The sequence below is a fragment of the Halopseudomonas sp. SMJS2 genome (genome assembly GCF_029866945.1).
Classification (GTDB): domain Bacteria; phylum Pseudomonadota; class Gammaproteobacteria; order Pseudomonadales; family Pseudomonadaceae; genus Halopseudomonas; species Halopseudomonas bauzanensis.
In genome coordinates, this window is sequence record NZ_CP123445.1 from 175,034 (window position 1) to 187,766 (window position 12,733).

Annotated in this window: 14 protein-coding genes; 7 read left to right on the forward strand and 7 right to left on the reverse strand. The window is 62.2% G+C overall.

Annotated features, from left to right (window positions below; all coding sequences use genetic code 11):
* The first annotated feature begins 25 nt into the window (after nt 1–25).
* Both QAO71_RS00810 and QAO71_RS00815 read left to right on the forward strand, forming a co-directional pair.
* Nucleotides 26–1,060, forward strand: a complete 1,035-nt coding sequence (locus tag QAO71_RS00810) for a type IV pilus twitching motility protein PilT (RefSeq protein WP_036991401.1) — start codon at nt 26–28, stop codon at nt 1,058–1,060.
* A 45-nt stretch (nt 1,061–1,105) separates the two neighbouring features.
* Nucleotides 1,106–2,245 carry a PilT/PilU family type 4a pilus ATPase gene (locus QAO71_RS00815; protein ID WP_036991400.1) on the forward strand — a complete coding sequence of 380 codons (1,140 nt, stop codon included), beginning with the start codon at nt 1,106–1,108 and terminating at the stop codon, nt 2,243–2,245.
* Between the two features lie 18 nt (nt 2,246–2,263).
* On the opposite strand, the gene QAO71_RS00820 is transcribed toward QAO71_RS00815, so the two are convergent.
* From QAO71_RS00820 to gshB, 7 genes are all read right to left on the reverse strand, one after another.
* Nucleotides 2,264–3,535: a dihydroorotase gene (locus QAO71_RS00820; protein WP_280165037.1), complete on the reverse strand. Its 1,272-nt coding sequence runs from the start codon at nt 3,533–3,535 to the stop codon at nt 2,264–2,266.
* A gap of 2 nt (nt 3,536–3,537) precedes the next feature.
* Nucleotides 3,538–4,533: an aspartate carbamoyltransferase catalytic subunit gene (locus tag QAO71_RS00825; RefSeq protein ID WP_280165038.1), complete on the reverse strand. Its 996-nt coding sequence runs from the start codon at nt 4,531–4,533 to the stop codon at nt 3,538–3,540.
* 7 nt (nt 4,534–4,540) lie between these two features.
* Nucleotides 4,541–5,053: a bifunctional pyr operon transcriptional regulator/uracil phosphoribosyltransferase PyrR gene (pyrR, locus tag QAO71_RS00830; RefSeq protein ID WP_036991395.1), complete on the reverse strand. Its 513-nt coding sequence runs from the start codon at nt 5,051–5,053 to the stop codon at nt 4,541–4,543.
* Nucleotides 5,050–5,490 carry a Holliday junction resolvase RuvX gene (gene ruvX / locus QAO71_RS00835; RefSeq protein ID WP_136868477.1) on the reverse strand — a complete coding sequence of 147 codons (441 nt, stop codon included), beginning with the start codon at nt 5,488–5,490 and terminating at the stop codon, nt 5,050–5,052. The genes pyrR and ruvX overlap by 4 nt, the downstream gene beginning before the upstream one ends.
* Nucleotides 5,490–6,059 (reverse strand): YqgE/AlgH family protein, encoded by a 570-nt coding sequence (locus QAO71_RS00840; RefSeq protein ID WP_036991392.1) that lies wholly within the window; start codon nt 6,057–6,059, stop codon nt 5,490–5,492. Before QAO71_RS00840 ends, ruvX begins: the two co-directional genes overlap by 1 nt.
* A gap of 82 nt (nt 6,060–6,141) precedes the next feature.
* Complete coding sequence (locus QAO71_RS00845) at nt 6,142–7,047, reverse strand: energy transducer TonB (protein ID WP_036992026.1); 906 nt, start codon at nt 7,045–7,047, stop codon at nt 6,142–6,144.
* A 63-nt stretch (nt 7,048–7,110) separates the two neighbouring features.
* Nucleotides 7,111–8,073: a glutathione synthase gene (gshB, locus tag QAO71_RS00850; RefSeq protein ID WP_036991390.1), complete on the reverse strand. Its 963-nt coding sequence runs from the start codon at nt 8,071–8,073 to the stop codon at nt 7,111–7,113.
* 211 nt (nt 8,074–8,284) lie between these two features.
* Between gshB and pilG the strand changes: the two genes are divergently transcribed.
* From pilG to QAO71_RS00875, 5 genes are all read left to right on the forward strand, one after another.
* Entirely contained in the window at nt 8,285–8,701 is a 417-nt protein-coding gene (gene pilG, locus QAO71_RS00855) for a twitching motility response regulator PilG (protein WP_036992025.1), read from the forward strand.
* A 37-nt stretch (nt 8,702–8,738) separates the two neighbouring features.
* Nucleotides 8,739–9,104, forward strand: a complete 366-nt coding sequence (pilH, locus tag QAO71_RS00860) for a twitching motility response regulator PilH (protein WP_036991389.1) — start codon at nt 8,739–8,741, stop codon at nt 9,102–9,104.
* 38 nt (nt 9,105–9,142) lie between these two features.
* Nucleotides 9,143–9,679: a chemotaxis protein CheW gene (locus tag QAO71_RS00865; protein WP_036991387.1), complete on the forward strand. Its 537-nt coding sequence runs from the start codon at nt 9,143–9,145 to the stop codon at nt 9,677–9,679.
* Between the two features lie 80 nt (nt 9,680–9,759).
* Nucleotides 9,760–11,796: a methyl-accepting chemotaxis protein gene (locus QAO71_RS00870; protein ID WP_136868475.1), complete on the forward strand. Its 2,037-nt coding sequence runs from the start codon at nt 9,760–9,762 to the stop codon at nt 11,794–11,796.
* A 95-nt stretch (nt 11,797–11,891) separates the two neighbouring features.
* Nucleotides 11,892–12,731 (forward strand): CheR family methyltransferase, encoded by an 840-nt coding sequence (locus QAO71_RS00875; RefSeq protein WP_143063046.1) that lies wholly within the window; start codon nt 11,892–11,894, stop codon nt 12,729–12,731.
* The last annotated feature ends 2 nt before the right edge of the window (nt 12,732–12,733 follow it).

A 12,733-nucleotide genomic window follows, 5' to 3' on the forward strand; every position in this document is an offset into this window, starting at 1 on the left:
CTTGCAGGTTGCAATGGGGAACCCTATGGATATAACCGAGCTGTTAGCCTTCAGCGCCAAACAGGGCGCGTCGGACTTACACCTGTCGGCCGGATTGCCGCCCATGATTCGAGTGGATGGCGATGTGCGTCGGATCAACGTACCGGCACTGGAACACAAGCAGGTTCATGCGCTGATCTACGACATCATGAATGATCGCCAGCGCAAGGATTTCGAGGAATTTCTCGAAACCGACTTCTCCTTCGAAGTGCCCGGCGTGGCCCGCTTCCGGGTTAACGCCTTCAACCAGAATCGCGGCGCCGGCGCGGTGTTCCGGACCATTCCCTCCAAGGTGCTGACCATGGAAGAGCTGGGGATGGGCGACGTGTTCAAGAAGATCTCCGATGTGCCTCGCGGGCTGGTGCTGGTCACCGGACCGACCGGCTCGGGCAAGTCCACCACCCTGGCGGCGATGATCGATCATCTGAACTGCAACAAGTACCAGCACATTCTCACCATCGAAGACCCGATCGAATTCGTCCACGAATCAAAGAAGTGCCTGGTCAACCAGCGCGAGGTGCACCGCGATACCCACGGTTTCTCCGAAGCCCTGCGCTCGGCCCTGCGCGAAGACCCCGACATCATCCTGGTGGGTGAGATGCGTGACCTGGAAACCATCCGCCTGGCGCTGACTGCGGCAGAGACTGGTCACCTGGTATTCGGCACCCTGCACACCACCTCGGCGGCCAAGACCATCGACCGGGTGGTCGACGTGTTCCCCGGCGAGGAAAAGGCTATGGTCCGCTCGATGCTCTCCGAATCATTGCAGGCGGTGATCTCCCAGACCCTGCTGAAGAAGATCGGCGGCGGTCGGGTGGCAGCCCACGAAATCATGATCGGCACCCCGGCGATCCGCAACCTGATCCGCGAGGACAAGGTGGCGCAGATGTATTCGGCGATCCAGACCGGCGGCAATATCGGCATGCAGACGCTGGATATGTGCCTGAAGAACCTGGTATCCCGCGGTTTGGTTACCCGGGAAGCTGCGCGCGAGAAAGCCAAGGCGGGCGAAAGCCTCTGACAGACAGAATGGCGGGTGCGGGATGCGCCCCGAGACGAGGGCATTATGGAGTTTGAAAAACTGCTGCGACTGATGGTCGAGAAGGGCGCTTCCGACCTGTTCATCACCGCTGGTGTGGCGCCGAGCATGAAAGTGCACGGCAAGATCCTGCCGGTGACCAAGACTGTATTGTCACCGGAACAGACCCGGGAAACCGTGCTGGGGGTGATGTCCGAGGCTCAGCGCCGGGAATTCGCCGAGAACAAGGAATGCAACTTTGCGATCAGCGCCCGGGGTGTCGGTCGCTTTCGGGTCAGTGCCTTCTACCAGCGCAACCTGGTGGGCATGGTGCTGCGCCGGATCGAGGTCAATATCCCAACCATGGAAGAGCTGCGGCTGCCGGAGATCCTCAAGCAGCTGTCGATGACCAAGCGCGGCCTGGTGATCTTCGTCGGCGCCACCGGTACCGGTAAATCCACTTCGCTGGCATCGATGATCGGCTATCGCAACAAGAACTCCAGCGGACACATCATCTCCATCGAAGACCCGATCGAATTCATTCACCAGCATCAGAATTGCATCGTCACCCAGCGGGAAGTGGGCATCGATACCGATTCCTTTGAGGTGGCGCTGAAGAATACCCTGCGCCAGGCGCCGGATGTGATCCTGATCGGTGAGGTGCGGACCCGCGAAACCATGGACCATGCGGTGGCCTTTGCCGAAACCGGCCACCTATGTCTGGCCACGCTGCATGCGAACAACGCCAACCAGGCGCTGGACCGCATCATCCACTTCTTCCCCACCGAGATGCATCAGCAGGTGTGGATGGACCTGTCACTCAATCTCAAGGCCATCGTCGCCCAGCAGCTGATCCCGACGCCGGATGGCAAGGGTCGCCGTGCCGCCATCGAGGTGTTGCTCAACACCCCATTGGCCGCCGACATGATTCGCAAGGGCGAAGTGCATGAGCTCAAGCCGCTGATGGCGCGTTCCAACGAAGTGGGTATGCAGACCTTCGACCAGGCGCTGTACAAACTGTACAGCCAAGGCGAGATCACCTACGAAGATGCACTGGCTCACGCCGATTCGGCCAACGACCTGCGGCTGCTGATCAAGCTGGGCTCGGAGACCGATGGCAAGCATCTGATGGGCAAGGCGGTAGACGGCCTGGCACTGGAAGACTCGGATGATAACCGGCGGTACTGACACCGCCGGTTATTGTACTCAGGCCTGATACACCAGCCGCCCCTGGCACAGGGTGTGGGTGACTGCCCCCGGTGCACTCTGGCCAATAAAGGGGCAGTTGGTACCTTTGGACAACCAGTGCTGGCCGATTTCGCTGGTTACCGCCGGGTTGAACAGCGTGATGTCGGCACTGGCACCTTCGGTGAGCTGCCCGGCCGACAGGCCGAAGATGCCCGCGGGCCCGCAGGTCAGCCGCGCCAGCAGGGCCGGCAACTCCAGTAAACCATCCGCGACCAGGGTCAAGGCCAGTGGCAGCAGGATTTCCACGCTGCTGATGCCTGGCGCCGAGGCGGCGAAGGGCACCCGTTTGGCTTCCGACTCGTGGGGCTGGTGGTGCGAGGCGATGGCCTGGATCACGCCACTCTGCACCGCCTGGCGCAGGGCACGTCGGTCCGCGCTGCTGCGCAGCGGCGGCATCACATGCAGCAGACTGGAATAGCCGTCCAGATCTTCATCACACAACAGCAGCTGATACATGGCCACGTCTGCGGTCACCGGCAGGCCGCGGGCCTGGGCATCGGCCAGCATGTCGATGGCGCGGGCGCTGCTCAGGCCACTGAAGTGGGCACGGACGCCGGTCTGCTCGATCAGCAGCAGATCCCGCGCCAGGGCCACGGTTTCTGCGCTTTCCGGAATCCCGATCAGGCCCAGGCGGGCGGCCGTCGGGCCTTCATGGGCGACACCGCCCTCGGCCAGCGACTGGTCCAGCGGAGTGAAGATGACCGGCAGGTCGAAGCCGGCGGCGTATTCCAGCCCGCGGCGCAGGATGCGATTGCTTTTCATCGGGGCCAGGCCCTGGGTAAAGGCCACGCAGCCGGCGTCACGCAGGGCCACCAGTTCGCTCAGATGCTCGCCGTCCAGCCCCTTGGTCAGGGCGCCGATCGGGAATACGCGGGTCTGGGCGGCGCGCTCGCTGCGATCCAGAATGAGCTCGGCCACAGCCGGGGTATCCAGTACCGGGCGGCTGTTGGGTGGGCAGCACAGGCTGGTGACGCCACCGACTGCAGCGGCGCGGGTTTCGCTGGCAATGCTGCCTTTGCGACCGAAGCCCGGTTCGCGCAGGCTGACGTTCAGGTCTACCAGGCCGGGGCAGGCGATCAGGCCGCGGGCATCGATGGTCTGCGCAGCGACAAAGCCTTCGGGCGTCTGGCCCAGAGCGCTGATCTGACCGGCATCGATATGCAGGTCGGTGATGGCGTCGAACTGGCTGGCCGGGTCGATGACCCGCGCGCCTTGAATGGTGATACGCATGTTCACTGCCCTCCCTGACTGGACTGGCGCTGGGTGGTCTGTCCAGCCATGGCCATGGACATGACCGACATACGCACGGCGATGCCGTAGGTCACCTGGTTGAGGATTACTGACTGCGGGCCGTCGGCCACCGCCGATTCGATTTCCACACCGCGGTTGATCGGGCCGGGGTGCATGACCAGAGCGTCCGGCTTGGCCAGCGCCAGGCTGTCGCTGGTCAGGCCGTACTGGCGGTAGAACTCGCCTTCGCTGGGCAGCAACCCGCTCTGCATGCGTTCCTTCTGCAGACGCAGCATGATCACCACATCCACATCGCGCAGGCCGACGCGCAGGTCGTTGAACACCCGCACGCCGTATTGCTCGATGCCCACCGGCAACAAGGTGCGCGGGGCGATGATGCGGATATCCGGGCAGCCGAGAATGCGCAGCGCTTCCATGTTCGAGCGGGCCACCCGCGAATGCAGGATATCGCCGACGATGGCCACCGACAGTTGCTCGAACCCGGCCCGGTGCCGGCGGATGGTCAGCATATCGAGCATCGCCTGGGTCGGGTGGGCATGGTTGCCGTCGCCGGCATTGATGATGGCGACATCCGGGCAGACGTTGCGGGCAATGAAGTGGGCGGCGCCGGAATCGCCGTGACGCACCACGAACATGTCAGCGGCCATGGCCTCCAGGTTGCGCAGGGTGTCGTACAGGGTTTCACCCTTGCTGGTGGAGGAGGTCTGCACGTCGAGGTTGAGCACGTCGGCGGACAGCCGCTTGGCGGCCAGTTCGAAGGTGCTGCGGGTGCGCGTGGAGTTCTCGAAGAACACGTTGCACACGGTCTTGCCACGCAGCAGCGGGACCTTCTTGATGGCGCGCTCGCCGACTTCGAGGAAGGAGTCGGCGGTGTCCAGGATCTCGGTCAGCAGTTCGCGGGACAGGCCGTCGATGCCGAGGAAATGGCGCAGCTGGCCCTGTTGGTTGAGTTGCAGTTGGCTGGATTTCAGGCTCATTGGGCTCTCATGGCTGGGCGACGTTGATCAGGGTCAGGTGCAGTGGGTCCGGGCCGGCTAATTTTACCCGCTGCCCAGGCGGCAGGGCCAGGCTGGCACCGAGAATGTCGGCGCGGATCGGCAACTGGCGCGCTTCTATATCCACTAGTGTGACCAGCGTCACGGATGCCGGCCGGCCATAATCGAATAGTTCGTTGAGCGCGGCGCGGATGGTGCGGCCGGTCATCAGCACGTCGTCCACCAGCACCAGATGGCGATCATCCACGCTGAACGGCAGTTCCGAGGGGCGTACACCCTGTTGCAGGCCGATCTGGGCGAAATCATCCCGATAGAAGGCGATATCCAGCGTACCCAGGGGCGCGTTCGGCAACCATTGATCGCGCAACTGCTCCGCGATCCAGACGCCACCGGTATGGATGCCGACAATGGCGGGGTCGGTTCGCTGGGTGCGGTCCAGCCAGGCGGTCAGTTCCTGTCCCATGCGTTGCAGCAATGGGCCGACGTCAGGCAATGCAGTCATTCGTTCTCCTTTTGGCCTGCCAGCCAGGTTTCCAGTAATAGGGCGGCGGCCAGGCTGTCGACCGGGTTGTCCCGGTAGCTGGCCGGTGCACCGCGTCCGCTGTCCCGCAGGGTTTGTTTGGCTTCGAAGGTGGACAGGCGCTCGTCCACGCAGTGCACCGGCAGCTGGAAGCGGCCATGCAGGCGGCGGGCAAATTTCTCCGCACGGGCGCTCATCTCGCTGGGGCTGCCGTCCATGTTCAGCGGCAGGCCGACGATCAGTGCATCGGGTTGCCACTCCTTGAGCAGCGTGCCGATCTGATCCCAGTCGGGAATGCCATCGCGGGCGCGCAGTTCCTTGAGTGGGTTGGCATGGCCGGTGAGAGTCTGGCCGACCGCGACGCCGATCTGGCGGGTGCCGTAGTCGAAACCGAGCACACGTTGCAGGGACGCCCCCATCAGGCGTGCCCTGCCTGACTGGTGAGCAGACTGAGATCGATCCCCAGATGGCGAGCGGCAGCATCCAGGCGCTGCTCGGCTGCCAGCTCGAAGAGAATCTGGTAATCGGCGGGGCAGCTCAGCCAGACGTTGTCGGCCAGTTCCTGGTCCAGCTGGCCGGCTTCCCAACCGGTGTAGCCCAGGGCGACGAAGATATCCTCGGGGCCGCTGCCGCTGCTCATGTCCAGGAGAATATCCCGCGAGGTGGTCAGCTGCAGTGGGCCGAGATCCAGGCTCGACTCCCATTGCTGTGGGCCGCGATGCAATACGAAGCCGCGCTCGGATTGTACCGGGCCGCCGTTGAACACCACCCGATCGCTGACGGTCCGGGGCACGCTCAGCTCAGGTGCGGTCTGCTCCAGCACATCACCGAGATTCAGGCCGCTGGGCTGGTTGATCACCAGGCCCATGGCGCCGTCCTCGTTGTGCTCGCACAGGTAGATCACGGTGTGAGCGAAACGCGGGTCGTCCATGTGCGGCATGGCGATCAGGAAGTGATGTTTGAGATAGGTAGGTAAGGTCTGGGTCATGCGCCATAGTATTGGGCGCGCGGGCGGGAAGGGCAAGAGCATGACGCGGTGAAGTTGTACGCATCATGCCCGTCCCGCTGGTTCAGAAACTGGAAATCCGGTCGCCCGGTTCGAAGCGCCAGGTGCGGATGATCTCCAGTACGTCGACGTCCATCAGCTCGCCGGTGAAGGGGGCGTAAGGGGCGGCCAGCCGGACGATGCGCATGGCGGCATTGTCCAGCACTGCATGGCCGGATGATTCGAGAATCTGCACATCTCGCAACGAGCCGTCACGATTGATCGCCACCAGCAGCCGCAGGTTGCCATAGATGCCCTGGCTGCGGGCTTCGGCGGGGTAATTCTGGTTGCCGATACGCTCTACCTTGCGGCGCCAGGCATCCTTGTAATAGGCGCCCTTGTCGCGCATGGTGGAAGCCGCATTGATCCGGTGCACCCGTGGCCGCTTGGCATACAGCTGGCGCTCTTCGGCCAGCTGCGCTTCGAGACTGCTGATTTCCTCCGACAGGCGGGACATGTCGAAGCGCTGCATGGTCTGCGGCGCCTCCACCGGATCGGGTTTTGGAGGAGTGCGCACGGCCTTGTCCGGTGCGGGCGCGGTGGTGGTCACGACTTTCTCCGGCGCGCTGGGCGCAGGGGGCGGCGCGGCTGGTTCGGCTGGTGATACCTGATTGATCTCGCTGTCCTGGAATACCGCTTCTTCCGGTGTGCTGGGTGCGGCCTTGTCATCCAGCGTGCCGCTGCCTTCCTGATCGAATTGCGCCAGGTAATCGGCATCCTCTGGCGTGGTCTCGCTCGGCTGACTGGCCAGGGTAATTTCCAGCGTGCGGGATAGTTTGCTCGGGTCGGGCAGGTCGAAGGTGATGCCGAGGACGATCAGCGCGTGCAACACGGCCGCCAGGAACAGGGTGAAGCCGAGACGGTCTCGGGGCTCGATGGCCGGCTGGGCAGCCGGTCGAGTGGTTGAAGGCGGCATCGCTGCTGTGTTCATGCTATCCATAGCCTGACGAGGGGGCATACTGCTGCGCAGTCTGCCCCGGTGATGAGAAAAAGTCTACGCACTGCGCCGCGCTTCGAGCTGCTGGTCGATGATGTCCATCAACTTGCCGCCGATATCCGTATCGTAGGCTGCATCGATTTCGCGGATGCAGGTGGGGCTGGTCACGTTGATTTCCGTAAGGTAATCACCGATCACATCCAGGCCGACGAACAGCAGCCCGCGACGACGCAATTCGGGACCGACTTCGGCGGCGATCCAGCGGTCCCGGTCGCTCAGCGGACGGGCTTCGCCACGGCCGCCGGCGGCCAGGTTGCCGCGGGTCTCGCCGGCCTGGGGAATGCGCGCCAGACAATAAGGTACCGGTTCGCCATTGAGCATCAGGATGCGCTTGTCGCCATCCTTGATTTCCGGCAGGTAGCGCTGGGCCATGATCTGCTGCTGCCCATGTTCGGTCAGCGTCTCGATGATGACGCTGATGTTGGGGTCGTCCTGACGCACGCGGAAGATCATCGAGCCCCCCATGCCGTCCAGCGGCTTGAGGATGACATCCTTGTGCTCGATGATGAAGGCACGCAGCACATCGGCCCGACGCGATACGGTATTGGGCGGGCAGCATTGCGGGAACTGGGTGGCGAACAGTTTCTCGTTGCAGTCGCGCAGGCTGGCGGGGCGGTTCACCACCAGCACGCCGGCCCGTTCAGCGGCCTCAAGGATATGCGTGGCATAGAGGAACTCATTATCGAAAGGCGGATCCTTGCGCATCAGGATCACGTCGAGTTCGGCCAATGGTGCCTGACGCATATCACCGAGCTGATACCAGTGCTGCGGATCAGCGAAGACCTCCAGTGGACGGCTGCAGCCCATGGCCTGGCCATCCTGCAGATACAGATCCTGGGGCTCCATATAATGCAAGTTCCAGCCACGCTGCTGGGCGGCCAGAAGCATGGCCAGGGAACTGTCCTTCTTGTAATGGATCGCGCTGATCGGATCCATGACGATGCCAATGTCGATGCTCATGTTTGGAGGGTCGCTGTCATGATGGGGAAGTAGCCGCAGTGTACCCTTTGCTCCGGCAGCGATGAAAGTCACCGCATGTCTCATCTTCGAGAAGGGTTTATGGATTGCCCGGGAAATCTATGTTAAAAGTAGCCGCAAATGGAATTGGCCGGTCTCCGCCGGGAACCAGACCACCTTGCAGTTGACCGACGTTTATACAAGGGCTGTGTTTATGGATGAAAATTTCGAGAGCCTGAAAGTCATGGTGATTGATGACAGCAAGACCATTCGGCGCACTGCGGAAACGCTGCTGAAAAAGGTCGGATGTAACGTCATTACCGCTGTTGACGGCTTTGATGCCCTGGCCAAGATCGCTGACAATCACCCCGATATCATCTTTGTCGACATCATGATGCCCCGTCTTGATGGCTATCAGACCTGCGCGTTGATCAAGAACAATTCGGCGTTCCGCTCCACCCCGGTGATCATGCTGTCCAGCAAGGACGGGCTGTTTGACAAGGCCAAGGGGCGTATCGTCGGCTCCGATCAATATCTGACCAAGCCATTCAGCAAGGAAGAACTGCTGGGCGCCATCCGGGCCCACGTTCCGCAGTCGGAAACCAAAGTGGCCGGATCCGCGGGGGCCTGAGCTCTCGACGGCCCAATTTGACTATCCAGGGGGATAAATGGCTCGCATTCTAGTAGTGGACGATTCGCCGACCGAGTTGTACAAGCTCACCGGCATGTTGGAGAAACACGGCTTCGAGGTACTCAAGGCGGAAAACGGCGCCGATGGCGTAGCGCTGGCCCGTCAGGAGAAACCCGATGCGGTATTGATGGACATCGTCATGCCCGGCCTCAACGGCTTCCAGGCCACCCGTCAACTGACCAAGGATCCGGAGACCACTGGTATTCCAGTGATCATCGTGACCACCAAGGATCAGGAAACCGACCGGGTCTGGGGCAAGCGCCAGGGCGCCAGGGACTATCTAACCAAGCCGGTGGAGGAAGCCACCTTGGTGCAGACGTTGAAGGCAGTACTCGAGGCCTGACGACGCCGCGCGGCACGGCACATGACAACAGGGACGGTATGTCAGACACAACACATCCTTTCGATCTTCTGCTGCAGCTGGCGGCCCATTGCCGCCGGCAGGCTGCCGGCTTGCCGGCGCAGCAGGCGGTGGCCGAAACCTGGAGTGGCATCGGCTTCCGACTGGCCGGCCAGCCGATGGTCGCGGCCATGGGCGAGGTCAGCGAGATCCTTCATGAGCCGCGCTACACCGCGCTGCCCCGGGTCAAGTCCTGGGTGCGGGGCGTAGCCAACGTGCGCGGTCGGCTGTTGCCGATCATCGACCTGAGTCACTTTCTCGGCGCGTCGTCCAACATCCCGCGTAAACAACGCCGGGTGCTGGTACTCGACCGCGACGAGCTGTTTGTCGGCCTGTTGGTCGATGAACTGTTCGGCATGCAGCATTTTCCAGTAAGCAGCTTTACCACCACGGTGCCGGCCCTCGCTGAGGAGCTCCGGCCCTTTGTGGTGGGCGCCTATACCGGGGAGCAGGTATCGCTGATATTCAATTTCCGAGCATTGGCGCGCGACCAGGCGTTTCTCGATGTGGCGATCTGATCGTGGGAGGGGCGTGCCGGTTCCCGGCATGCAATTCAGGACTCTAAGAAGCACGCGGTAGGCCAGGTAGGGGCCAGAAAATGAAAAAGCTTGATACCAATATACTGTCGACCTTGCGCAGCAATCGGACGATCAGTGGCCTGTTTGCCGCGCTGATCCTGTCATTGATCCTGCTGTTCATCAACTTCCTGTATCTGAACGTCCAGAGTTCATACGATACGGAATACATCGGTCACTCCGGCGAGCTGCGGGTACTGTCCCAGCAGATCTCCAAATCGGCGACCGAAGCGGCCACCGGTACGCCGGAGGCCTTCGGCCTGCTGCTGGAGGCGCGCAACGACTTCGAGGAGCGCTGGAGTTATCTGACCGACGGGCGCGAGGAAACCGGCCTGCCGCCGACTCCCTCATCCTTGCAGGAACCGCTGGCGCGGGCCCAGGCCGACTGGGACAAGGTGAAGAGCAACGCCGACGCCATCCTCAACAGCCAGAACACGGTTCTGTCGCTGCATGAGGTAGCCGCGACATTGTCCGACACGGTGCCGCAGCTGCAGATCGAATATGAAGACGTCGTGGATGTGCTGATCGAAAGCGGCGCGTCCCCCGCGCAGGTCTCCATCGCTCAGCGTCAGTCGCTGCTTGCCGAACGTATTCTCGGCTCGGTGAACCGGGTACTGACCGGTGACGCCGATGCGGTACTGGCAGCGGACAGTTTTGGCCGTGACGCCAGCCTGTTCGGTCGCGTCCTGCAGGGCATGCTGGAGGGCAACGAGATCATGGACATCAGTCGGGTAACCGATCCCGATGCCGTGAGCCGACTCACCGAAATTGCCGACCTGTTCAGTTTCGTTTCGGATTCGGTGGATCAGATCCTGCTTACTTCTCCTGAGCTGTATCAGGTACGTACCGCCGCGAACGATATCTTCACCGATTCCCAGGTACTGCTGGATAACGTGTCGGATCTGTCCGCCGGCTTTGAGCAGCGCAGTGATTCCCGTTGGTTGAACACCCTGCTGGGTTACCTGCTGGCCATCGTCGCGTTGGGTAGTATTCTGCTGATCGGTGTGCAGATGACCCGCGAGACCCGCCAGCGCCTGGCCGAAACCGCGGCCACCAACGAGCGTAACCAGGCGGCGATTCTGCGTCTGCTCGACGAGATCGCTGACCTGGCCGATGGTGACCTGACCGCCGAGGCGACGGTAACCGAAGATTTCACCGGGGCTATCGCTGACTCCATCAACTTCTCCATTGACCAGCTTCGCGCGCTGGTGGAAACCATCAACCACACGGCCTCCCAGGTGGCCATGGCGGCCCAGGAAACCCAGGGCACGGCGATGCATCTGGCCGAAGCCTCTGAACACCAGGCTCAGGAAATAGCCGGTGCCTCGGCGGCGGTCAACGAGATGGCGGTATCCATCGACCAGGTATCGGCCAACGCTGCAGAATCGGCGGCGGTAGCGGAGCGTTCGGTAGCCATTGCCAACAAGGGCAACGAAGTAGTGCAGAGCACCATTTCCGGTATGGATATCATCCGTGAGCAGATCCAGGACACCTCCAAGCGAATCAAGCGCCTGGGTGAATCGTCCCAGGAAATCGGTGACATCGTCAGCCTGATCAACGACATCGCCGACCAGACCAACATCCTGGCCTTGAACGCGGCGATCCAGGCTTCCATGGCCGGGGATGCCGGACGTGGCTTCGCGGTGGTAGCCGACGAAGTACAGCGCCTGGCGGAACGCTCCTCGGGTGCTACCAAGCAGATCGAAGCGCTGGTGAAGACCATTCAGACCGATACCAACGAAGCGGTTATCTCCATGGAGCAGACCACCGCCGAAGTGGTCAGTGGTGCGCGTTTGACCCAGGATGCCGGTGTCGCTCTGGAGGAGATCGAGAAGGTATCCACCAGTCTGGCGGCATTGATCCAGAACATCTCCAACGCCGCCCGACAGCAGGCTTCCTCGGCGGGCCACATCTCCAACACGATGAACGTCATCCAGGAGATCACCTCGCAGACCTCGGCAGGTACTACCGCCACCGCCCGCAGCATTGGTGAACTGGCCCAGTTGGCCGAAAGCATGCGGCAGTCGGTGGATGGTTTCACCTTGCCCGAGCAGGCCTGAGGGCAAGCGGCGGCTGCGGCCGCCGCGGATAATGGCACAGCGGGAGTCGCACAGTGCAGACAACGCCACACTGGTCATTGGAGCAGTTGCCAGACATGGATGGAGCGCAGTTCCGCCAGTGGCAGGCTTTGCTGGAGACGCGTACCGGCGTTTGCGTCAGCGAGCAGCGCCGGGCGTATCTGCAGACCAGTCTCGGTGCGCGCATGCGTGAACTGGGCATCCGCGACTATCAGGCCTATTACGACCACGTCACCCGGGGCATCAGTGGGGCACTGGAATGGTCGGCTCTGGTCGAATGGCTGACCGTACGTGAGACCAGCTTCATGCGCCACCGCGCATCCTTCGACTGCGTGGCACGGTTTCTCGACCAGCGCCGGGCAGCGGATGATCAGCGGCCTGCGCAGTTCTGGAGTGTCGGTTGCGCCAGCGGCGAGGAAGCCTATTCTCTGGCTATCATCATGGAGCAGAGCCTGGCGGCGAACGGTCATGAACGGCGCGACTACGGCGTGTGGGCAACGGATATCAGCCAGCACGCGCTGGATCAAGCCCGCGCCGGTTGCTATTCGGCCCGCCGATTGGGCGGCCTGACCGATGCCGAACGCGGGCAATGGTTTGAACAACTGCAGGATGGACAGTATCGAGTGACGCCGGCGCTGCGTGATCGAGTGTGCTTCACTCGACTGAACATCCTGGAACTGGCCCAGGCCCCGATCCGGGACCTGGATATCATTTTCTGCCAGAACTTGCTCATCTACTTCCGGCGCTGGCGCCGTCGAGACCTGCTCAACCAGCTGGCAACGCGGTTGGCGCCGGGCGGCATGCTGGTGATCGGGCCGGGTGAAATAATGGACTGGAATAATCCCCTGCTGGAGCGCGTACCCGATGAGCGGGTACAGGCTTACCGGCGGCGGAACAGCATGGAATGTCTGGAGTGACT